This is a genomic window from Sphingomonas endophytica (assembly GCF_001476895.1).
Classification (GTDB): Bacteria; Pseudomonadota; Alphaproteobacteria; order Sphingomonadales; family Sphingomonadaceae; genus Sphingomonas; species Sphingomonas endophytica_A.
Genome location: NZ_LDTB01000027.1, coordinates 1 through 21,708 on the forward strand (window position 1 = coordinate 1; position 21,708 = coordinate 21,708).

The 21,708-nt window shown below is 68.2% G+C and carries 19 protein-coding genes; 7 read left to right on the top strand and 12 right to left on the bottom strand.

Translation table 11 applies throughout. From position 1 onward, the window contains the following. The 6 genes from NS334_RS09125 to NS334_RS09150 all read left to right on the top strand — a co-directional run. Nucleotides 1-240, top strand: a 240-nt coding sequence (locus NS334_RS09125; RefSeq protein WP_241491879.1) for a 2Fe-2S iron-sulfur cluster-binding protein, incomplete at its 5' end; no start/stop codon positions are given. Continuing rightward, nucleotides 237-1,202 carry an FAD binding domain-containing protein gene (locus NS334_RS09130; protein ID WP_058755668.1) on the top strand — a complete coding sequence of 322 codons (966 nt, stop codon included), beginning with the start codon at nucleotides 237-239 and terminating at the stop codon, nucleotides 1,200-1,202. The genes NS334_RS09125 and NS334_RS09130, both read left to right, overlap by 4 nt. Continuing rightward, entirely contained in the window at nucleotides 1,199-3,448 is a 2,250-nt protein-coding gene (locus tag NS334_RS09135) for a xanthine dehydrogenase family protein molybdopterin-binding subunit (protein ID WP_058755669.1), read from the top strand. Before NS334_RS09130 ends, NS334_RS09135 begins: the two co-directional genes overlap by 4 nt. 109 nt (nucleotides 3,449-3,557) lie before the next feature. After that, the gene (locus NS334_RS09140; protein ID WP_058755670.1) at nucleotides 3,558-4,481 is read left to right on the top strand and encodes an XdhC family protein; all 924 of its coding nucleotides are present in this window, start codon (nucleotides 3,558-3,560) and stop codon (nucleotides 4,479-4,481) included. Beyond that, nucleotides 4,468-5,142 carry a nucleotidyltransferase family protein gene (locus NS334_RS09145; protein WP_058755671.1) on the top strand — a complete coding sequence of 225 codons (675 nt, stop codon included), beginning with the start codon at nucleotides 4,468-4,470 and terminating at the stop codon, nucleotides 5,140-5,142. Before NS334_RS09140 ends, NS334_RS09145 begins: the two co-directional genes overlap by 14 nt. A 132-nt stretch (nucleotides 5,143-5,274) precedes the next feature. Beyond that, on the top strand, nucleotides 5,275-6,159 hold the full coding sequence (locus NS334_RS09150) for a sensor domain-containing diguanylate cyclase (RefSeq protein WP_058755672.1): 885 nt from the start codon (nucleotides 5,275-5,277) through the stop codon (nucleotides 6,157-6,159). A 1-nt stretch (nucleotide 6,160) separates the two neighbouring features. On the opposite strand, the gene NS334_RS09155 is transcribed toward NS334_RS09150, so the two are convergent. The 12 genes from NS334_RS09155 to NS334_RS09210 all read right to left on the bottom strand — a co-directional run bounded on the left by NS334_RS09155 (nucleotide 6,161) and on the right by NS334_RS09210 (nucleotide 20,111). After that, on the bottom strand, nucleotides 6,161-7,369 hold the full coding sequence (locus tag NS334_RS09155) for an ABC transporter permease (RefSeq protein ID WP_058755673.1): 1,209 nt from the start codon (nucleotides 7,367-7,369) through the stop codon (nucleotides 6,161-6,163). Further along, a complete protein-coding gene (locus tag NS334_RS09160) occupies nucleotides 7,369-8,139 on the bottom strand; it encodes an ABC transporter ATP-binding protein (protein ID WP_058755674.1) in 771 nt (256 codons plus the stop codon). Before NS334_RS09160 ends, NS334_RS09155 begins: the two co-directional genes overlap by 1 nt. Further along, on the bottom strand, nucleotides 8,084-9,454 hold the full coding sequence (locus NS334_RS09165) for an efflux RND transporter periplasmic adaptor subunit (protein ID WP_058755675.1): 1,371 nt from the start codon (nucleotides 9,452-9,454) through the stop codon (nucleotides 8,084-8,086). The genes NS334_RS09160 and NS334_RS09165 overlap by 56 nt, the downstream gene beginning before the upstream one ends. Beyond that, nucleotides 9,455-10,954, bottom strand: a complete 1,500-nt coding sequence (locus tag NS334_RS09170; protein WP_058755702.1) for an efflux transporter outer membrane subunit — start codon at nucleotides 10,952-10,954, stop codon at nucleotides 9,455-9,457. Between the two features lie 60 nt (nucleotides 10,955-11,014). Continuing rightward, nucleotides 11,015-13,027, bottom strand: coding sequence for an acetyl-CoA carboxylase biotin carboxylase subunit (locus NS334_RS09175; protein ID WP_058755676.1), 2,013 nt, complete (start codon nucleotides 13,025-13,027; stop codon nucleotides 11,015-11,017). A 160-nt stretch (nucleotides 13,028-13,187) separates the two neighbouring features. Beyond that, entirely contained in the window at nucleotides 13,188-14,207 is a 1,020-nt protein-coding gene (bioB, locus tag NS334_RS09180; RefSeq protein ID WP_241491881.1) for a biotin synthase BioB, read from the bottom strand. Continuing rightward, nucleotides 14,195-14,563, bottom strand: a complete 369-nt coding sequence (locus NS334_RS19085; RefSeq protein WP_241491882.1) for a lysozyme inhibitor LprI family protein — start codon at nucleotides 14,561-14,563, stop codon at nucleotides 14,195-14,197. The genes bioB and NS334_RS19085 overlap by 13 nt, the downstream gene beginning before the upstream one ends. Before the next feature lie 125 nt (nucleotides 14,564-14,688). Next, entirely contained in the window at nucleotides 14,689-16,881 is a 2,193-nt protein-coding gene (gene scpA / locus NS334_RS09190) for a methylmalonyl-CoA mutase (protein WP_058755679.1), read from the bottom strand. Between the two features lie 3 nt (nucleotides 16,882-16,884). Then, nucleotides 16,885-17,667, bottom strand: a complete 783-nt coding sequence (locus NS334_RS09195; protein ID WP_058755680.1) for an enoyl-CoA hydratase-related protein — start codon at nucleotides 17,665-17,667, stop codon at nucleotides 16,885-16,887. Beyond that, the gene (mce, locus tag NS334_RS09200) at nucleotides 17,664-18,086 is read right to left on the bottom strand and encodes a methylmalonyl-CoA epimerase (RefSeq protein ID WP_153002669.1); all 423 of its coding nucleotides are present in this window, start codon (nucleotides 18,084-18,086) and stop codon (nucleotides 17,664-17,666) included. Before mce ends, NS334_RS09195 begins: the two co-directional genes overlap by 4 nt. A gap of 123 nt (nucleotides 18,087-18,209) precedes the next feature. Continuing rightward, nucleotides 18,210-18,464, bottom strand: a complete 255-nt coding sequence (locus tag NS334_RS09205; RefSeq protein ID WP_083500367.1) for a GIY-YIG nuclease family protein — start codon at nucleotides 18,462-18,464, stop codon at nucleotides 18,210-18,212. Between the two features lie 120 nt (nucleotides 18,465-18,584). Beyond that, nucleotides 18,585-20,111 carry an acyl-CoA carboxylase subunit beta gene (locus tag NS334_RS09210; protein WP_058755682.1) on the bottom strand — a complete coding sequence of 509 codons (1,527 nt, stop codon included), beginning with the start codon at nucleotides 20,109-20,111 and terminating at the stop codon, nucleotides 18,585-18,587. A 204-nt stretch (nucleotides 20,112-20,315) separates the two neighbouring features. On the opposite strand from NS334_RS09210, the gene NS334_RS09215 reads away from it, so the two are divergent. Further along, nucleotides 20,316-21,686, top strand: coding sequence for a helix-turn-helix domain-containing protein (locus NS334_RS09215; protein WP_058755683.1), 1,371 nt, complete (start codon nucleotides 20,316-20,318; stop codon nucleotides 21,684-21,686). Nucleotides 21,687-21,708 lie beyond the last annotated feature (22 nt).

The following is a 21,708-nucleotide window of genomic DNA, read 5'->3' on the forward strand; positions in this document are numbered from 1 at the left end:
CGCCACGACGGCTATCAATGCGGCTATTGCACGCCGGGCCAGATCTGCTCGGCGGTCGGGATGCTCGACGAGGTGAGGAAGGGCTGGGCCAGCCACGCGTCCGCCGACCTGCAGGCCGCGGCGCTCGACGACGCCGAGATCAGCGAGCGGATGAGCGGCAATCTGTGCCGCTGCGCCGCCTATCCGAACATCGTCGATGCGATCCGCGAGGTCGCCGCGCACGGAAAGGTCGAGGCATGAAGACCTTCGGCTATACCCGCGCCGGCACCGTGGCCGACGCGACGCGCGCCGGCGGGCGGTTCATCGCCGGGGGCACCAATTTGCTCGACCTGATGAAGTTGCAGGTCGAGGCGCCCGACCATCTGGTCGACATCACCCGGCTGGACCTCGGCCGGATCGAGGAGCGCGACGACGGCGGGCTGTCGATCGGCACGCTGGTGCCCAACAGCGACCTTGCCGCCGATCCGCGCATCATCGACCGGTACGAGGTGCTGAGCCGCGCGCTGCTGGCCGGCGCGTCGGGACAGCTGCGCAACAAGGCGACGACCGGCGGCAATCTGCTCCAGCGGACGCGCTGCTATTATTTCTACGACACCGCCGCCGGCTGCAACAAGCGCGAGCCGGGGACGGGGTGCGAGGCGATCGGCGGGTTCAACCGCATCCATGCGATCCTGGGCACCAGCGACGCCTGTATCGCCACGCACCCCGGCGACATGCCGGTGGCGATGCGGCTGCTCGACGCCGCGATCGTCACGCAGCAGCCCGATGGCGACAAGCGCCGCATCCCGATCGGCGATTTTTACCGCCTGCCCGGCGACACGCCGCATATCGAGCATGTGCTGCAATCCGGCGAGCTGATCACCCATGTCGAGCTGCCGCCGCCCCCGCCCGGTCGACAGGTCTATCGCAAGGTCCGCGACCGCGCGTCCTACGCCTTCGCGCTGGTGTCGGTCGCGGCGGCGGTCGCGGTGGAGGACGGGACCATCACGTCCGCCGCGCTGGCGTTCGGCGGCCTCGCCCCGATGCCGTGGCGCGATCCGGCGGTCGAGGCCGCGCTGGTCGGCCGCCCCGCGACCGAGGCGGTGTTCGAGGATGCCGCCGACGCGCTGCTGGCCGATGCGCGCGGCTTCGGCTGGAACGATTTCAAGATCCCCCTGGCGCGGCGCACGTTGATCGCCGTCCTGCACGAGGTGACGCAATGACGCTGATCGACAAGGTGCTGGGGCGCGAGGACACGCGCAGCCTGACGATGAACGAGCCGCACCCGCACAGCTGGCTCGATGCCGGCGCGCAGGGGGTGATCGGCCAGCCGCTCGACCGGATCGAGGGGCCGCTGAAGGTGTCGGGCAAGGCGACCTATGCCGCCGAATATCCCGCCCAGCGGCTCAGCTACGGCGTGTTGGTCCGTGCGCCGTTCGGCTCCGGCACGATCCGCGACGTCCATGCCGACGCCGCCCGCGCGCTGCCCGGCGTGATCGACGTCGTCACCGACTATCCCAGCTTCATCCGCAATCCGCAGCAGGGCGGCGAGCAGAAGGCGCCGACGCAGGGCGTGCAGAAGGTCGATTATCACGGCGAGATCGTCGCGATCGTCGTCGCAGAGACGTTCGAGGCCGCGCGCGACGCCGCGCTCCGCGTCAAGGTCGACTACGAACCGCGCGACGGCGCCTATGTCTTCGCCGCGCACCGCGACCAGGCGGAACGCCCCGCCCCCGATCAGATTCCGCCGCACTTGGCCAAGGGCGATGTCGATGCCGCGATGGCCGATGCGGCGTTCACGATCGACGCCACCTATACCACGCCCAGCCAGAATTCGGCCGCGATGGAGCCGCATGCCTCGATCGCCGAATGGCGCGACGGTACGCTGATCCTGCACGGCAGCTACCAGATGGTCGCCTCCGACCAGATGCAGCTCGCCGCCGCGCTGGGCGTCGGCAAGGACCAGGTGCGGATCATCTCGCGCTATGTCGGCGGCGGCTTCGGGTCGAAGCTCGGCATCGCCCCCGAAAGCGTCGCGGCCGCGATCGCGGCGAAGCGATTGCAGCGCCCCGTCAAGGTCGCGATGGCGCGCCAGCAGGTCTTCGATGCGACCGTCCGCCGCTCCAACACCGAACAGCGGATCCGGCTGGCGGCGGACGCGACCGGGCGGCTGACCGGCCTCGCGCATGAAACGCTGGCCAGCAACCTGCCCGGCGAGGATTTCTTCGAGCCGGCCGGGATCGGGACGCAGTTCGCCTATGCCGCCGACAACCGGCTGATCGACCACAAATTGGTGCGGCTCAACTGGCTGCTGGCCGGCTCGATGCGCGCACCCGGCGAGGCGGTCGGAATGCTCGCGCTGGAAGCCGCAATGGACGAGCTGGCCTATGCGGTCGGCATCGACCCGATCGAACTCCGCCGCCGCAACGAGCCGGCGAAGGATCCGCAGAACGACATCCCCTTCTCCACCCGGCTGTTGATCCCCTGCCTCGACAGGGGCGCAGAACTGTTCGGCTGGTCGGACCGCAAGCCACAACCCGCCACCGACCGGCGCGGCGAATGGTGGCACGGCGTCGGCGTTGCGGCGGCGGTGCGATCGAACATGCTCCAGAAGTCCTCGGCGACCGTCGAGCTGACCACGGACGGTCGCGCGATCGTGTCGACCGACATGACCGACATCGGCACCGGCACCTATACGATCCTGGCGCAGATCGCCGCCGAGACGCTGGGCCTGCCGCTCGACCGGGTCAGCGTCCACCTCGGCGATGGTGCCGCGCCGCCGTCCGCCGGGTCCGGCGGCTCGTGGGGCGCGGGGTCGTCGGGATCGTCGGTCTATCTGGCGTGCGAAGGTCTGCGCGAGAAGCTGGCGAAGGCGATGGGCGTCGATGTCGAGGCGATGACGCTCAAGGACGGACGCGCGATCGCCGAGAACCGCGCGGTCGAGATCGCCGAACTGGTCGGCGACGGCCTGTCCGTCACCGGCAGCATCGCGCCCGGCAAGCAGGAAAAGCTGCACCGACAGGCCAGCTATGGCGCGCACTTCGCCGAGGTGAAGGTGAACGCCGTCACTGGCGAGGTACGGGTCGAACGGATGCTGGGCGTGTTCGCCGCCGGGCGTATCCTGAATGCGAAGACCGCACGCTCGCAATGCCTGGGCGGCATGACCTTCGGGATCGGCGCGGCGCTGTCCGAGGAACTGGTCCATGATCCCCGCAACGGCAAGGTCGTGAACCGCGATCTCGCCGAATATCATGTGCCGGTGAATGCCGACATTCCGCAGATCGAGGTCGAATTCCTCGACGAGCGCGACGTCCACGCCAATCCGATCCACGCCAAGGGGATCGGCGAGCTGGGCATCTCGGGCGCGGGCGCGGCCATCGCCAACGCCATCTATCACGCTACCGGCGTGCGGGTGCGCGACTATCCGATCACTTGCGACAAGCTGCTGGCGGAACTCCCACCCATCTGAACGCCACCGTCGTTGCGAGGAGCGAAGCGACGCGGCAATCCAGGGCGGCGCACGGAACCCCGGAATGCCTCGCTTCGCTCGCCCCGACGCGCTCGATTGAAAGACCCGAATGGCCGACAACGATTCCGTCCTCGCCGCCGCCGCCGCATGGAAGGGTGAGCCGCTCGCGCTCGCCACCGTCGTCTCGACATGGGGCTCGGCGCCGCGCCCGCGCGGCAGCCATATGCTCGTCCATGCCGACGGGCGCTTCGAGGGGTCGGTGTCGGGCGGCTGCGTCGAGGCCGATATCCTCGACACCGCCGCGCGCGTCATCGCCGGGGATCCCTTCGTCGTGAAGACCTATGGCGTCGCCGACGACAGCGCATGGCAGGTCGGGCTGCCGTGCGGCGGCGAGATTTCGGTGATGGTGCAGCCGGTCAGCGCCGCCGGCTTCGACCCCGAACTGTTCGACCGGATCGCCGAGGCGCGCGATGCCGGCCAGTCGCTGACCGTCACCACCGACCTGTCCACCGGCCACGCCGACCTGCGCCCGCTGGAAACGGGGGAGGTGTTCGTCAACCGCTACGATCCGCCGCGCCGCCTGCTGATCGTCGGCGCGGTACAGATCGCGCAGAGCCTCGCCGCGCTCGCGCGCACGCTCGGGATCGACGTGGTCGTCATCGACCCGCGCGGGCGCTTCCTGACCGAGGAGCGCTTCCCCGGGGTCACGCTGGACGATCGCTGGCCTGACGAGGCGGTCGCGGCATGGAAGCCGGGACGCGCCACGGCGGTGGTCACGCTCAGCCACGACATCAAGATCGACGACCCCGCGCTGATCGCCGCGCTCGGCACCGACGCGGCCTATGTCGGCGCGCTCGGCAGCCGTCGCAGCCACGCGGCACGGCGGGAGCGACTGGCGGCGTCGGGCGTTGACACCGATCAGCTCGACCGCATCGACGGCCCGGTGGGCATCGATATCGGCGCGGTCGGCCCGGCGGAGATCGCGCTGTCGATCGCCGCCGCGATGGTAGGAGCGTTTCATGATCGCCGTTGAGGATACCGTGCTCGTCCTGCTCGCCGCCGGTCGGTCGGAGCGGTTCGGCGATGCTCACTCGAAACTCGACCAGCCGTTCCTGTCGCGGCCGCTCGGGCTGCACGTCGCGGTGGCGCTGGAGGACATGCCGTTCCGCGAACGGATCGTCATCGTCGATGGCTGTACGATCGATTATGCGGCGCATCATTTCACGATGATGCACAACGACGCTCCCGATCGCGACATGGCCTCGTCGGTTCGCATGGGCGTCGATCGCGCGCGGGCGCATCAGGCCGCGGCCGTGCTCATCGCGCTGGCCGACATGCCCCGCGTCACCGCTGCGCATATCTATCGCCTGTTCGACGCGGCGGCCGATCTGGACGATCAGGCGCTGGTCGCTTCCAGCGACGGCGTCGCGCCGCGTCCTCCGGTGCTGGTCGGGCGCGGACGGTTCGAGGAGATGCTCGCGATCACCGGCGATCAGGGCGCGCGCGACCTGATCCAGTCCGGGCGCCATGTCGTCACCAATGCCGCCGAGCTGATCGACGTCGACACGCGCGAGGATCTCGAGCGGCTGCGCGCGCTGGTCCACGCGCCGGAAGCGTTGACGCGGCCGGGGTCGCACGTGCTGCGCGCTGCCGATCCGGAGCTTCGGCGGGCCGCGGTCGAGGACGGCCTGTAACGCGCCCCACGGCGGCACACACGCGTCCGGCGCGCCCTTTGACACCGGTCGACGCGGTGAATAGACCTTTACGGAGATTAGGAAATCCGGCCGCGTAGCGGCGCGCCGGTTGCGGAACCCATTGTCCCACCGATGACCAATCCCGGAATTACCGCCAGCAAATCGCTCTTCGAGCTGGCGCTCGACTCGCTGCCGGATGGCGTCGTTCTGATCGATGCGGATCGTCGCGTCATCTACAGCAATCCGGCACTGATCCGGCATTGGCGCGTCCCCGAAGACATTGCTGCGACGCGCGACGAAAGCCGGATGCTCGGCTACGCCTGTCAGCAGCTGGTCGACCCCGACGCCTTTCTGCGCGAGGTCGACGAGGTGACGCCCACCGACGACGCGGTCGAGGACGAACTGCTGCTGAAGGACGGCCGCATCCTCATGCGGCGCAGTGTGCCCTTCCGGGAAAACGGTGTGTTCGCCGGGCGGCTCTGGGTCTTCTCCGATGTTACCGAGGCGCGGTCTGCGCGCATCGACCCCCTTTGCGGCATCCCCAACCGGCGCGCCTATACGACCGACTTTCCGGCCTTCGCGGAAGGGGCGGATGACGGACGCATCCGCTCGGTCGGGATCTTCGACGTCGACAATTTCAAGGCCTATAACGACATCTACGGCCATGCCGCCGGGGATCTGGTGCTGCGACAGATCGGCGCGCTGCTGCGGCAGCGGCTGGGCGGGGACGACGATCTCGCGTTTCGGATCGGCGGGGAAGAATTCCTGGTCGCCTGCAGGGTCGCGCGCGAAGGCGATGCGCTGGCCTTCTTCGAGGCGATCCGCGCCAGCATCGCCGGACTGGGCCTGCGGCACGAAGGGAACGCGCCGCACGGAACGGTGACGATCTCGATGGGCGTCGGCACGTTCCGCACCCCGCGCGGCGCCGGCGAATTGTTCGCGCAGGTCGACGCCGCGATGTATCGCGCCAAGCGCGAAGGCCGCAACCGGATCGAAAAGGCCGCCGACGCCGCCTGAGCTATTCGTGCCGAAGCGCGTCGATCGGGTTCAGCGCCGCCGCGCGCCGCGCCGGGAAGTAGCCGAACACGACCCCGATCACCGCCGAAATGGCGAAGGCGACGATGTTGATGCGGGCGTCGAACGTCCAGGGCACGTCCAGCAGCGGGGTCAGCCCGGCGATGACCGCCTGCGCCAGCACCAGCCCGACCAGCCCGCCCAGACACGACAGCACGACGGCCTCGACCAGGAATTGCAGCAGCACCTCGTGCGCGACCGCGCCGATCGCCAGCCGGATGCCGATCTCGCGCGTCCGCTCCGTCACGCTGACCAGCATGATGTTCATGATGCCGATCCCGCCGACGACCAGACTGATCGCCGCGACCGCCGCGACGATCCGCGTCAGCGCGGTGGTGGTGCCGGTCAGCGTGTCGCTGATCTGCTTGGTGTCGAAGATGTTGAAATTGTCGTCGCGGCCATCGGTGATGGTGCGCCGCTCGCGCAGCAGGTCGGTGATCGCCGATTGCACCCCGGCGGTCGCGTAACGCTGATCGACGCCGACCAGCATCAGCCGGATGTCGCGCGTGCCGGTGAAGCGGCGCTGGACGGTCTTGATCGGCATGATCACGACATCGTCCTGATCACCCCCGAAACCGGCCTGTCCGCGCGTTGAGAGGGTGCCGATTATGTCGCAACTGACATCGCCCAGCCGGAAGCGCTGCCCGACCGCCTCGCCGCCGCGAAAAAGGTTCTGTTTCACGGTGTTGCCGATGATGCACACCGCCTTGCCCGCCTGTTCCTCCGCCGGCGTCCAGTAGCGGCCGCTCGCCAGCGGCCATGGCTGCACCTGGAAATAGGCCAGCGTCGTCCCGTTGATCGTCGTCGACCAGTTCGCGCCTTCGTAGATCGCCGTCGCGGTCGCCTGCGCCTGCGGGGCGACGGCGGTGACGCCGGCGATTTGCGTAGCGATCGCAGTGACATCCTCGGGCGTGAAGTCCGGCGGACGCGGGCCGCCGCCGCCGCGTCCGAACCCCTGTCCGGGGCGGATCTGTAGGATATTGGTGCCCAGCGCCGCGATCTGCGACTGCACCGCCGCCGTCGTCGCCTTGCCCAGCGTCACCATCGTCACCACCGCGCCAACCCCGATCACGATGCCCAGAATCGTCAGGAACGACCGCAACAAATGCCGCCGGATCGAGCGCAGCGCGAGCAGCAGCGTGGTGCCCAGCATCAATCCGCCTCCACCGGCCGACCGGCGCGATGATGCGCCTCGATCCGCTCGACAAGTCCGTCCCGGAAGTGGATCACGGTGCGCGCGAACGCCGCCATGTCGGGTTCGTGCGTGACCATCAGCACGGTGATCCCGCTCTCCCGATTGAGGTCGGTGAGCAGTTCCATGATCTCCACCGAGCGCTCGGAATCGAGGTTGCCGGTCGGCTCGTCCGCCAGCAGCACGTCGGGCCGGGTCACGATCGCGCGCGCGATCGCCACGCGCTGCTGCTGCCCGCCCGACAGTTCGGCGGGCGTATGGTCCCACCAGCGATCCAGCCCGACCTTCTCCAGCGCCGCCATCGCGGTCGCGCGCCGCGCGCGCTTCTCATCGCCGCGATACAGCAGCGGCAGCTCGACATTCTCCAGCGCGGTGGTGCGGCTGAGCAGGTTGAACCCCTGGAACACGAAGCCCAGGTAGCGGCGGCGCAGCAGCGCGCGCTGGTCGCGGTCCAGCGTCTCGACATGATGGCCGCGAAACAGGAACGTGCCCGACGACGGTACGTCGAGACAGCCGAGGATGTTCATCGTCGTCGACTTGCCCGATCCGGACGGCCCCATCACCGCGACGAAGTCGCCCGCCGCAATGTCGAGGTCGACGCCCTTCAGCGCCTGGAATTGCGTCGCGCCCTGTCCATAGACCTTGGTGACGCCCCGCAGCGAAATGAGCGGTTCGTCACCGCCCACGCGATCCGCTCCCGGCGCTGCCGCCCTTCGTCGCGCCCGCGCCATCGGCGCCGGCAAGCTGCGCGGTGATGACCTGCTGACCCGGCTGAAGCGGGCCGGACAGCACCTCGGTCAGCGTGCCGTTGGTGTCGCCGGTCACGACCTGGATCGGCTGCGGCGTACCGCCCGCGCCCTTGACGTACAGCGTCTGCGTCGCGCCGCGCCCGATAGTCGCCGTCCGCTGCGACGCACCGCGACGCGGCGGCCCGGCGAAGATCGCGCCGGTGATCCCTTCACGCTTGCCACCCGCAGCCGCCGGCTTGAACCGGAACGCGGCGTTGGGGACCAGCAGCACGTTCTGCTTGTCCGCGGTCACGATATCGGCGGTCGCGGTCATGCCCGGACGGAGTTGCAGCGTCGGGTTGGCGACCGTGAGATCGGCGGCATAGGACACCACCTGCCCGCTGGTGCTCGTGGTGCTGCTGGTGCCCGACGACGACGAGGTCGCGCTGCTCACGGTCAGGTTGGAGCCTAGATCGACGCGCGTGATCGTCGCCGGAAAGGTCCGGCCCGGGAACGCATCGACGGTGAAGGTCGCTTTCTGCCCCTGCCTCACTGCGCCGACATCCGCTTCGTCGATCGCCACCTCCAGCTTCATGCGCGTCAAGTCCTCGGCGATCACGAACAGCGTGGGCGTGTTGAACGACGCTGCCACGGTCTGGCCGGGATCGACCTGTCGCGCCAGCACCACGCCGTTGACCGGCGAGCGGATGATCGCACGCGCGCGCTGCGTCTGCGATTGCGACAGTTGCGCGCGCGCGGCGATGACGTTCGCCTCCGCCACGCGCAGCGCGGCCCGCGCGCGCTGGGCATCCGCCTGCCCGGTCTGCAACTCGGTCTTCGACGGCACGCGTCCGTTCGACAGGCGGAACACGTCGTTCAACCGCGCGAGCTGCGCCTGCGATTCCGCCAGCGTCGCGCGCGCCTGCGCCACCTGCGCCTCGTTCGCGGCCAGCGTCGCCTGGCCCGCGCGGATCTGGTCGTCGATCTGCTCCGGATCGATCAGCGCCAGCGGCTGGCCGGCGGTGACACGGTCGTTGACATCGACCACCACCTTCGTCACCAGCCCCGACAATTGCGAGCCGACCGTCACCTGATTGGTCGGCGCCAGCTTGCCGGTCGCGGACACGGAGACGGTCAGCCGCCCGCGCGTCGCCGGCGCGGTCGCATAGCTGACCTTGTCGGGATCGCCGAACACGCATCGCGACAGCAGCAGCGCGACGAGCACCAGTCCCAGCAGCACCAGCGCCCATTTGCCCCAGCGCCGCCACGCCGGCTGCGGCTTCACCCCCAGGAAATCGTCGAGATTGGTGTCGGCCATCTAGGGATTCCCGTTGGTGGGGGCGGGCTGGAGCAGCGTTGGAGCAGCGGCGGCGCGCGGCGGCGCCTCCGGAACGGTCGCGGCATCCCAGCCACCGCCCAACGCGGCAAACAATTGCACCAGCGCGGTCGCTTCGTCGGCCCGCGCCTGCGCCGCGCTGTTGCGGGAGGTCAGCAGCGTCGCTTCCTGCTGGCTGAGCGTCGTGAAATCGGTCAGGCCGCTGCGATATTGCTCACGCGAGAGCAAGGCGGCGTTGCCGGCGGCCTGATAGGCGATCGTCAGTTCGCGTTCGCGACGCTGCGCGGTGTCGAGCGCCACGACCGCATTCTCGACATCCTCGAGCGCGGTCAGCACGATGCCCTTGTAAGCGGCAAGCGCGGCATCGGCGGCGGCTTCCTGTCCGCGGACCTGGCTGCGCAGCCGGCCGCCGTTGAAGATCGCCTGCGTCAATCCCGCAAACAGCCCGCCGGTAACGGTGTCCAGCAACGAACCGACCGAATTGGCGCGCGCGTTGATATTCCCGGTGAACGCGAAGTTCGGGTAAAGCGCCGCCGCCGCGACGCCGATCTGCGCCGTGGCCGCCGCCAGCGCCCGCTCCGCTGCGCGCACGTCGGGGCGCTGGCGCAGCACGTCGGCGGGGATGCCGATCCCGGCAGGCGGCGTGCCCGTCGGGATCGGCCGCACGGCCGCCAGCAACGGCTTGAGCGCGCCCGGCGCCTGCGCGGTCAGCACGCCCAGCCGCGAGACGGCGGCGTTATATTGCTGCTCCAGCGTCGGGATCGACGCTGCCGTCTGCGCGCGTTGCTGTCGCGCCTGTTCCTGGTCCAGCGACGACACCAGCCCCGCCTGAAGCCGGAAGCCGGCAATCTCCAGATTGTCGTCCTGCAACGCCAGGCTGGCGCGCGCGTTGGCGAGTTGCACCTGATAGAGCCGCGCCAGCACGTAATTGCGCGCCACCTCCTGCTGCACGGTCAGCAGCGCGGCGGCATAATCAAACCCCGACGCCTCATATTGCGCGCGGCTCGCCTCGACGGTGCGGCGGACCTCGCCGAACAGCCCGAGCTGGTAGGAGGCGCTGCCCCCGACCGAGAAATTGTTCGCGCCGCCCCCGCCGCCAATGTTCTGCACCGTACCGTCGGGCAGCGTGATCGTCTGCCCACCGCCGCGGAGTGTCTCCGAACGGCTGTATCCGGCATTGCCGCTGAGCGACGGCAGCAGGTTCGCGCGGCTCTGTACCAGCGCCTCGCGCGCCTGCCGCAGACGCGCCACGGCCTGCGCGACATCGGTATTCGCCGCCGAGGCCTGTTCGACCAATTCGCCCAGCACCGGATCGTCGAACCGCCGCCACCAGCGGGTCAGATCCTCCCTGCTCGGCGCGGCAGGCACCGAGTAGCCGGCCGGCACCGCCAGCGCGGCGTACGACGGCGGCCGATAGTCGGGCCCGACCGAACAGCCCGCCGTTGCCAGCGCCAGCACCAAGCAGGGAAAAACGCGCCTCATCCCCGTTGCATGATACAGGCGCGCGCCGCGCGTCCAGCGCAAATGTGTCGCGAGATGTCGCTATTCCAGTTCGAGGATCACCTGATCGACCGCCAGACTATCCCCCGCCGCCGCCTGCACCGCGACGACGGTGCCGGATTTTTCGGCACGCAGGATGTTCTCCATCTTCATCGCCTCAACCACCGCCAGCGCCTGTCCGGCCTCGACCCGGTCGCCCTCAGCCACGTCGAGCCGCACCAGCAGCCCCGGCATCGGCGCGATCAGGAATTTCGACAGGTCGGGCGGCACCTTCTCGATCAGATGCGCGGCATAAGGCGCGACATGCGCCGGCAGGACGCGGACCTGATGGCTCGCTCCACGTGCCGACAGCGTGAAGCCGTCGCGACGCTTCGTGATCGCCACGGTCAGCGGATCGTCGCCCGCCACCGTCGCGACCCGCGCACCCGGCGTATAGTCGATCGCGCCGTCCAGCACCGTGCCATCGACCGTCACTGCACCCTCGGCGATCCGCACCGCATGATCCTGCCCATCGACCCGCGCCACCCAGTCGGCCGGCGCGGACAGGACAGGCCCGAGTTGTCCATCGCCCCGCCGTGCGCGCGTCACCTGCGCATGCGCCGCAACCACCCCGACCGCCGCCAGCTTCGCCAGCACCGCCGCCGACGCCGGTGCCCCGTGGAAGCCCTCGGGATATTCCTCGGCAATGAACCCGGTCGTGATCTCCCCCGAACGGAAGCGCGGATGCTGCATCAGCGCCGACAGGAAATGCAGGTTCGTCCCCGGCCCCTGCATCGTGAAGGCGTCCAGTGCCGCGACCTGCGCATCGATCGCCGCCTCGCGCGTCGGCGCCCAGGTCACCAGCTTGGCGATCATCGGGTCGTAGAACATGCTTACCTCGCCGCCCTCCGCGACGCCATCGTCGACACGGACTCGGACGGCGTCCCGACCATCCTCCCCGCCGTCATCCCCGGTCGTCTCCGGCGGCGCATAGCGCACCAACCGCCCGATGCTCGGCAGGAACCCACGATACGGATCCTCGGCATAGACGCGATTCTCCACCGCCCAGCCGTCCAGCCGCACATCGTCCTGCCCGAACAACAGCTTCTCGCCCGCCGCCACGCGGATCATCTGCTCGACCAGATCCAGCCCGGTGATCTCCTCGGTCACCGGATGCTCGACCTGCAACCGGGTATTCATTTCGAGGAAGTAGAAGCTCTCGCCGGTCGTATCGGCGCCCGACACGATCAGCTCGACCGTACCCGCGCTGTAATAGCCCACCGCGCGCGCCAGTGCGACCGCCTGCTCGCCCATCGCCTTGCGCATTTTCGGCGTCACGAACGGCGACGGCGCTTCCTCTACGACCTTCTGGTGGCGGCGCTGGATCGAGCATTCGCGCTCGTTGAGATAGACGATGTTGCCGTGCTGGTCGCCGAGCAGTTGGATCTCGATATGCCGCGGACTCTCGATGAACTTCTCGATGAACACGCGGTCGTCGCCGAATGACGCCAGCCCCTCGCGCTTGGTCGCCTCGAACCCGTCGCGCACGTCCTGCTCGCTCCACGCCAGCCGCATTCCCTTGCCGCCACCGCCCGCGCTCGCCTTCATCATCACCGGAAAGCCGATGTCGGCGGCAATCCGCACCGCCTCGTCGGTGTCGGCGATCTCGCCCAGATAGCCGGGGACGACATTGACCCCGGCCTGCTTGGCCAGCTTCTTCGACTCGATCTTGTCGCCCATTGCCGCGATCGCATTCGGCGGCGGCCCGACGAAGGCGATCCCCGCCTCCGCACACGCCTTCGCAAAGCTCTCGCGCTCGCTCAGGAAGCCATAGCCCGGGTGGATGCAATCCGCGCCCGTCTCCTTGGCGGCCAGCAGGATCAGCTCCGCCTTCAGATAGCTCTCCGCCGCCGGCGCCGGACCCAGCCGCACCGCCTCGTCCGCCATCAAGACATGCGGGCTGCGCGCATCCGCATCCGAATAGACCGCGACGGTCGCGATCCCCATCTTCTTGGCGGTGCGGAACACGCGGCACGCGATCTCACCGCGATTGGCGACCAGGATTTTCTTGAACAACGGCCTCTCCTGTTTTCGTTCGTCGTCGCCCCTGCGCAGGCAGGGGCCTATGTCTGTGTCGTCATTCGATGCGGCCTGCCACAGGCCCGTCGCCTCTGTGTCAAACCGCCCACTTAATTGGACAGACATGGGCCCCTGCCTCCGCAGGGGCGACGGCAATTCACTCCGCCGCCTCGCACACCCGCATCGGCTCTTCCGCCGTCATCGGCCGCACGCCCAGTTTCGCGAACAGCGCGGCATCCGCGCTGTCGCCGCGATTGCCCGCGGTCAGCAGCTTGTCGCCCGTGAAGATCGAATTCGCGCCCGCCATGAAACACAGCGCCTGCGTCGCCTCGCCCATGCTCTCGCGCCCCGCCGACAGGCGGACCATGCTCATCGGCATCGTGATCCGCGCGACCGCCACCGTGCGGACGAACTCGATGTCGTCGATCTTCGCCAGCGGTGTATCGGCCAGCATGTCGCCCAGCACCGTGCCCTTTACCGGCACCAGCGCATTGACCGGCACGCTCTCCGGATGGCGCGGCAGGGTGGCCAGCGCATGGACGAAGCCGACGCGATCGCCCCGCGTCTCGCCCATCCCGACGATCCCGCCACAACACACGTTGATCCCGGCCGAACGGACATTCTCCAACGTATCCAGTCGCTCGCCGAACGTCCGCGTCGTGATGACGTCGCCGTAGCGCTCGGGCGAGGTGTCGATATTGTGGTTGTAGTAATCGAGCCCCGCGTCGCCCAGCCGCCGCGCCTGTTCGGGCGTCAGCATCCCCAGCGTCATGCAGGTCTCCATCCCCATGCCGCGCACGCCCTCGATCATCTGGATGATCGCGTCCATGTCGCGGTCCTTAGGATTGCGCCACGCCGCGCCCATGCAGAAACGCTGCGACCCGGCGTCCTTCGCCTCGGCGGCCCGCTGGAGCACCGCCTGTACGTCCATCAGCTTGGTCGCCTTGACCCCGCTCTCCGCCGCGACCGACTGCGAGCAATAGCCGCAATCCTCCGGGCAACCGCCGGTCTTGATCGACAACAGGGTGCACAGCTGCACCTCCGACGGGGCGTGATGCGCGCGGTGGACGGTCTGCGCCTGGTACATCAATTCGTCGAACGGCAGGTCGAACAGCGCGGCGATCTCCTCGCGCGTCCAGTCGTTGCGCACGTTCGCGGGGGTCGTCACCGTTGCCACACCAGATCCTTCAATTGCTTCGTTCGTTCGCGCGTCAGCGCCGCCATGCACGCCAGCCGTTCCATCGGCTCGGCGCTGCCGCCGCGATAGCCATAGCCCTGGATGACGCATTGGGCATCGCGAAATGTCAGCCACGCGCGCTGGCTGGCGAGCAGCGCCTGTCGGTACGTTGGGCCGTTGGTGGCGCCCGCATGGCCGTCCATCGTCTTCATGAACGCCATCGTCGTGCGATACTGAACGTTCATCGCCGCGTCGGCACGCTTCCAGTCCGCCCCGGCCTGCGCGGTCAGATCGGCCTGGGTTTGGGCAATCGCGGGAGTCGCCAGCGCCCCCATCACCAGCATAACCCCCACCACTCCCGTCACCCCGGCGAAGGCCGGGGTCCATTTGGGGGACGCTGCCGTATCTCTCGAACCGCGCGCCACTGGACCCCGGCCTTCGCCGGGGTGACAGAAAGAAGAAGGACGAACCGCACGGCGCATCACGCCGCCTCGCCTTGCGGCGGCATGTTGTGCCCGAGCAACCGCAGCACCTCTTCCGCCGCCGCGATCAGGTTCGTCCCCGGCCCGAAGATCGCCTGCACCCCCGCGTCGAACAGCGCCTGATAATCCTGCGCCGGGATCACCCCGCCCGCGATCACCTTGATGTCCGCCCGCCCCGCGTCACGCAGATGCGCGATCAGCTCCGGGATCAACGTCTTGTGCCCCGCCGCCAGACTGGACGCCCCGACCACGTCGACGTCCTTATCCAGGGCCAAAGCCGCCGCTTCCTCGGGCGTCTGGAACAGCGGCCCCGGCACGATCTCGAACCCCAGGTCACCGAACATGCTGCTGACCAGATTGGCGCCGCGATCGTGTCCGTCCTGTCCCATCTTCGCAACCAGCATCCGCGGTTTGCGCCCCAGCCGCCGCTCGGTCGCCGCGACGCCCTCCTCCAGCCGCAGCCAGCGCGCGTCGTCGGTGTACGCACCGCCATAGATGCCCTTCACCGGCGTCGGCTGCGTGCCGTAGCGGCCGAACACATCCTCCATCGCCGCCGAAATCTCGCCCAGCGTCGCGCGCGCCCGCGCGCATTCGACGGCCAGCGCCAGCAGGTTCGCATTCCCCCGCGCCCCCTCGCGCAGCGCATCCAGCGCACCCCGGCACGCCGCCTCGTCGCGTGCCGCCTTCACCGCCTGAATCCGCCGCACCTGCGCCTCGCGCACCGCGTGATTGTCGACGTCGAGGATCTCGATCGGGTCCTCATTCTCCTTGCGGTATTTGTTGACGCCGACGATCACGTCCTCGCCGCGATCGACCCGCGCCGCGCGCGCCGCGCTGGCCTCCTCGATCATCGCCTTGGGCCAGCCCGCCGCGACCGCCTTGGCCATCCCGCCCTCGCGCTCGACGCGCTCGATGATCGCCCACGCCTCGTCGACCAGCCGCTTCGTCAGCGCCTCGACATAATAGCTGCCGCCCAGCGGATCGACGACGTTGCACATCCCCGTCTCTTCCTGGATCACCAGCTGCGTATTGCGCGCAATCCGGGCGGAGAAGTCGGTCGGCAGTGCGATCGCCTCGTCCAGCGCATTGGTGTGCAACGACTGCGTGCCGCCCAGCATCGCCGCCATCGCCTCGATCGTGGTGCGCATGACATTGTTGTACGGGTCCTGCTCGGTCAGCGAGACGCCGCTGGTCTGGCAGTGCGTGCGCAGCATCTTGCTCCGCTCGTCCTTGGCGCCCAGTTGCGTCATCACCCGGTGCCACAGCACGCGCGCCGCGCGCAGCTTGGCGATCTCCATGAAGAAGTTCATGCCGATCGCGAAGAAGAAGCTGAGCCGCCCCGCGAACTTGTCGATATCCAGGCCCGACGCGACGCCGTATTTCACATATTCCATGCCGTCGGCGATGGTGAAGGCCAATTCCTGCACCTGCGTCGCCCCGGCCTCCTGCATGTGATAGCCGGAGATCGAGATGCTGTTGAACTTCGGCATCTCTGCCGATGTATAGGCGAAGATGTCGGAGATGATCCGCATCGACGGTTCGGGCGGGTAAATATAGGTGTTGCGGACCATGAACTCCTTCAGGATGTCGTTCTGAATGGTCCCGTCGAGCAACTTGCGCTCGACGCCCTGTTCCTCACCCGCGACGATGAAGAAGGCGAGGATCGGGATCACCGCGCCGTTCATCGTCATGCTGACCGACATCTGGTCGAGCGGGATGCCGTCGAACAGGATCTTCATGTCCTCGACACTGTCGATCGCCACGCCCGCCTTGCCGACGTCGCCGGTCACGCGTGGATGGTCGCTGTCATACCCGCGATGCGTCGCCAGATCGAACGCGACCGACAGCCCCTTCTGCCCCGCCTTCAGGTTGCGGTGGTAGAAGGCGTTCGACGCCTCGGCGGTCGAAAAGCCCGCATATTGCCGGATCGTCCACGGCCGCCCGGCATACATCGAGGCGCGCACCCCGCGCGCGAACGGCGCGAAACCGGGCAGGCCGGGGTCCCAGCCCGCGACATCGGCAGCGGTATAGAGCGGCTTGACGTCGATCCCCTCGGGCGTCGCCCACGTCAGGTCGCGCCCCTTGACCTCCTTCGCCGCCGCCGCCGCCCAGCTTTCGGTGCCGGTCGGCGCGGGCGTGCCCGCCCCCGCCGCCGCGCCGCTATCCTCGCCGATGTTGCGCTCTTCGGTCATGGGTCAGCGACCCTCGAACACGGGTTTCCGCTTCTCGCCGAACGCCTGCACCGCCTCGGCGAAGTCGCGGGTATAGCCCGCGCGCGTCTGGTTCTCGCGCTCGACCGCCAGCGATTGCTCGAGGTCCATCGACAGCGCGGCGGCGACCTGCTTGCGGATCATCCCGATCGCCACCGACGGCCCCGCCGCCAGCTTCGCCGCCAACCGCTGCGCCTCGTGCAGCACCATCCCGTCATCGGCGATCCGCGTCACCAGCCCCGCGCCATGCGCCTCGTCCGCGCCGACCTTTTCGCCCAGCAACGCCATCTCCAGCGCCTTGGCCCGCCCGACGCCCTTGGCGACCAGCCATGTCGCACCCGCATCGGGCACCAGCCCGATGTTGACGAACGCCAGCAACAGATAGGCCGATCGCCCCATCACGCTGATATCGCCCAGCAACGCCAGCCCCAGCCCCGCGCCGACGGCGGGCCCGTTGATCGCGGTCAGGAACGGCACGTCGAGCGCGGCGACCTTGCGCACGAACGGATTGTAGCTGGCGTCCAGCGTCAGGCCGAGGTCGTCGGGCAGTTTCTCGCCGCCATCCCCGATCAGGTCCGCGCCCGAACAGAAGGCCGCGCCCGTCCCCGTCAGCACGATCGCGCGCGCGCCCTGCGCCAGCGCGTCATCGATCGCGGCGGTCAGTTCGGCAAAGACGCGCGGCGTCAGCGCATTCATCCGCGTCGGCCGGTCGATCGCCAGCGTCGCGACGCGGTCGGTCAGGTCGAACGTGATCGTCTCGTAGCTCAATGTGCGCCCTCCTGCGGCGTTTCCATCAGTTCGACCAGCACCCCGCCCATGTCGCGCGGATGGACGAAGACGATCGGCGTCCCGTGCGCCCCCGTGCGCGGTTCGCCCAGGATCGTCGCGCCCTTGGCCTTCATGTCCGCCACGGCGGCGTGGATATCGGGCACCTCGAAACAGACATGATGCTGCCCGCCCGCCGGGTTCTTCTTCAGGAACCCCGCGATCGGCGAGGCGTCGTCATACGGCTCGATCAACTCGATCTGCGTATTGGGTGCATCGATGAAACACACCTTCACGCCCTGCGCGGGGAGGTCGAACGGCACGCCGATGACGTCCGCGCCGAGCAACGTCTTGTACGTCTCGATCGACCGCGCGATCGAGGGCGTGGCAATACCGACATGGTTGAGACGGCCCAACATCACCACGCCCGTCCCGTCATTGCGAGCGGAGCGAAGCAATCCAGGGAGGCGCGCGTAACACTGGATTGCTTCGCTACGCTCGCAATGACGGACGAATGGTGTGTCATCTTGCTATCCATGTGCAATCTACCCGAAGAGATCATTCCACCCCGGATCCATCGCCTCGATCAACGAGACCTTCCTAGCCCGCGATCCGCCCTTGATCTGCTTCTCACGCACGATCGCGACCTCCATCGTGTCCCCCACCTCGAACCAGACCAGCATTTTGCAACCGTATCGCTGCGTGAACCCATCCGCGACGCCCTCGCGATGCTGCCAGACACGCTGGGCGAGGTTCGATGTCACCCCGACATAGAGCGTCCCGTTCCGTCGGTTCGCCATGATATAGACCGCAGGCTGTTTCACGTCCGCCCCCGCCCGTCATTGCGAGCGTGGCGAAGCAATCCAGTGTTTCGCGCGCTGCCCTGGATTGCTTCGCTCCGCTCGCAATGACGACGCGCCTCACAACGGAATATTGTCATGCTTCTTCCACGGATTCTCCAGCGCCTTGTGGCGTAGCTTCCGCAGCCCCAGCGCGATCCGCCGCCGCGTTGAATGCGGCTGGATCACCTCGTCGATAAACCCCTTGCTCGCCGCGACGAACGGGTTGGCGAAGCGCGCCTCATATTCGGCGGTGCGCTCGGCAATCTCCTCCGGCGTGCGGCCACGGAAGATGATCTCCACCGCCCCCTTCGCCCCCATCACCGCGATCTCGGCGGTCGGCCAAGCATAGTTCAAATCGCCGCGCAGATGCTTGGACGCCATCACGTCATACGCCCCGCCATAGGCCTTGCGCGTGATGACCGTGATCTTCGGCACCGTCGCCTCGGCATAGGCGAACAGCAGTTTCGCACCGTGCTTGATGATGCCGTTATGCTCCTGCGCGGTGCCGGGCAGGAAGCCGGGAACGTCGACGAAGGTCACGATCGGAATCTCGAACGCATCACAGAAGCGCACGAACCGCGCCGCCTTGCGGCTCGAATTGATGTCCAGCACGCCGGCCAGCACCAGCGGCTGGTTGGCGACTACACCGACCGTCCGCCCCTCGATCCGCCCGAAGCCGCAGATGATGTTGCCGCCGTGCGCGGGCTGGATCTCGAAGAAATCGCCCTCGTCGACCACCTTCGCGATCAACTCGTGCATGTCGTACGGTTGGTTGGCGTTGGCGGGGATCAGCGTGTCGAGGCTATTCTCCACCCGATCCCACGGATCGTCGGTCGGCCGCTTCGGCACGCCTTCCCGGTTAGACGCGGGCAGGAAGTCGATGAAGTCGCGCGCCGCCAGCAGCGCCTCGATATCATTGTCGAACGCGACATCGGCGACGCTGGTCTTCGTCGTGTGCGTCACCGCGCCGCCCAGGGCTTCCTGCGTGACGACCTCGTTGGTCACCGTCTTCACCACGTCGGGGCCGGTGACGAACATATAGCTCGAATCCTTTACCATGAAGATGAAGTCGGTCATGGCCGGCGAATAGACCGCCCCGCCCGCGCACGGCCCCATGATGAGGCTCAACTGCGGCACGACGCCGCTTGCCAGCACGTTACGCTGGAACACCTCGGCATAGCCGCCCAGCGACGCCACGCCCTCCTGGATGCGCGCGCCGCCCGAATCGTTCAGCCCGATCACCGGCGCACCGACCTTCAGCGCCATATCCATGATCTTGCAGATCTTCTGCGCATGCCGTTCGGACAGCGACCCGCCGAAAACGGTGAAGTCCTGCGAGAAGACGAACACCAGCCGCCCGTTGATCGTCCCCGATCCGGTCACCACCCCGTCGCCCGGCACGACCTGCTCGGTCATCCCGAAATCGACGCAATTGTGCTCGACGAACATGTCGAGTTCCTCGAAACTCCCCTCGTCGAGCAACACGTCGAGCCGTTCGCGCGCGGTCAGCTTGCCCTTGGCGTGCTGCGCGTCGATCCGCTTCGAGCCGCCCCCGGCACGGGCGGCGGCGCGGCGGCTCTCCAGTTCGGCGATCGTCGATGACATGCTTCTCTCCCGGACTTGGGGCCGGGTTGTGCATGCCCGAGGCCGCAGGCGCAAATGTGAAGTTGCGAACTTGCGAAGGATAGACTTGCGAACTTACGTGGAACGCATAGATTATCGAATGCTCTGTGCTCCACCGTCACCCTGGCGAAGGCCGGGGTTCAGTACCACGAACGCCATCGCCGCCTCGCGACGGGTGAAGCCAAGGTGGTGAAATCCCGCCGCTACGCCGGGGTGCAACTCCGCCGTCTGCGTGTGGCCGCGCAGCTCAACCAGCGTGCGATGGCGGCGCGGCTCGGCCTGTCGGTCAGTTACTTGTCGCAGCTCGAAGGCGACGAACGCCCGCTGACCGCCGCCGTCACGGCCGCACTGGCGCGTCATTTCCCGGCGGCGCTCGCCGATATCGAGGGCGAGGCACCGGCCCGTCGCCTCGTCGCGCTGGGCCACGCGCTCGCCGACCCGGCGGTCGCGCCATTGCCCGCCGAAGACATCGCGCGACTGGCCGAAGAACAACCCGCGCTGGCCGACCGCCTGATCGCGCTCCACGAGGCAAAGCGCGCCGCGGAGGAGCGCGTCGCCCTGGCAGAGGAAGCGATGACCGCCGGGGTAGGCGCGCGGCTACCATGGGAGGCGGTGCGCGACTGGTTCCACGAGGCGGGCAATTACATCGACCGGCTCGACCGCGCGGCGGAAGCATGGGCCGGCTCGGCGGGCGACATCGATGCGCGGCTGGCCGGGGGACTTGCCGAACGCGGCGTCGCCATCGTCGCCGAGATCCATGAGGATGCGCCGCTTGCACGCTTCGATGGACGCGAGTTGCGCCTGAACGCCGCGCTGCCGCCGGAGAGCCGTCGTTTCCTGATCGCCAACCGCCTGGCAGCGCTTGCCTTCGCCGATGCGATCGCGGCGATCGTCGCGGAGTCGGGCCTTGTCCAGCCCGAGGCACGGCGCCTGCTCGCCATCGGGCTCGCCAATTACACGGCCGGCGCGATGTTGATGCCCTACGCCGCGTTTCGTTACACCGCGCGTACTGTAAGACACGACATCGACCGCCTCTCGCGCCGCTTCGGCGCCAGCTTCGAGCAAGCCTGTCACCGGCTATCGACGTTGCAACGTCGCGGTGCGGAGGGCGTCCCCTTCTACTTCTGCCGTGTCGACATGGCCGGCAACATCACCAAGCGGCACTCCGCCACCCGTTTGCAATTCGCGCGGTTCGGCGGTGCCTGCCCGCTATGGCATGTCCATGAGGCGGTCGCGATCCCGGACCGGATTCTGGTGCAACATGCGGAGACCCCCGACGGCGTCCGCTATGTTTCGATGGCGAAGGGATTGGTGAAGCCGTCGGGGCGATTCGCGCGCGCCCCGCGCCGGTATGCGGTGGTCCTGGGATGTGAGGCGACGCATGCCGCGGACTTCGTCTATGCCGATACGGTCGATACGCGCACCGCTACACCGATCGGGATCAGTTGCCGCTTGTGCCCGCGCGGCGACTGTGACCAGCGCGCCTTCCCCCCGACCGACCGCGCGATAACGGTGGAATCCGACGTGCGTGGCGTCGTCCCCTATCGCGTGATGTAAAATGCTTCGCTGGTTAACTTGA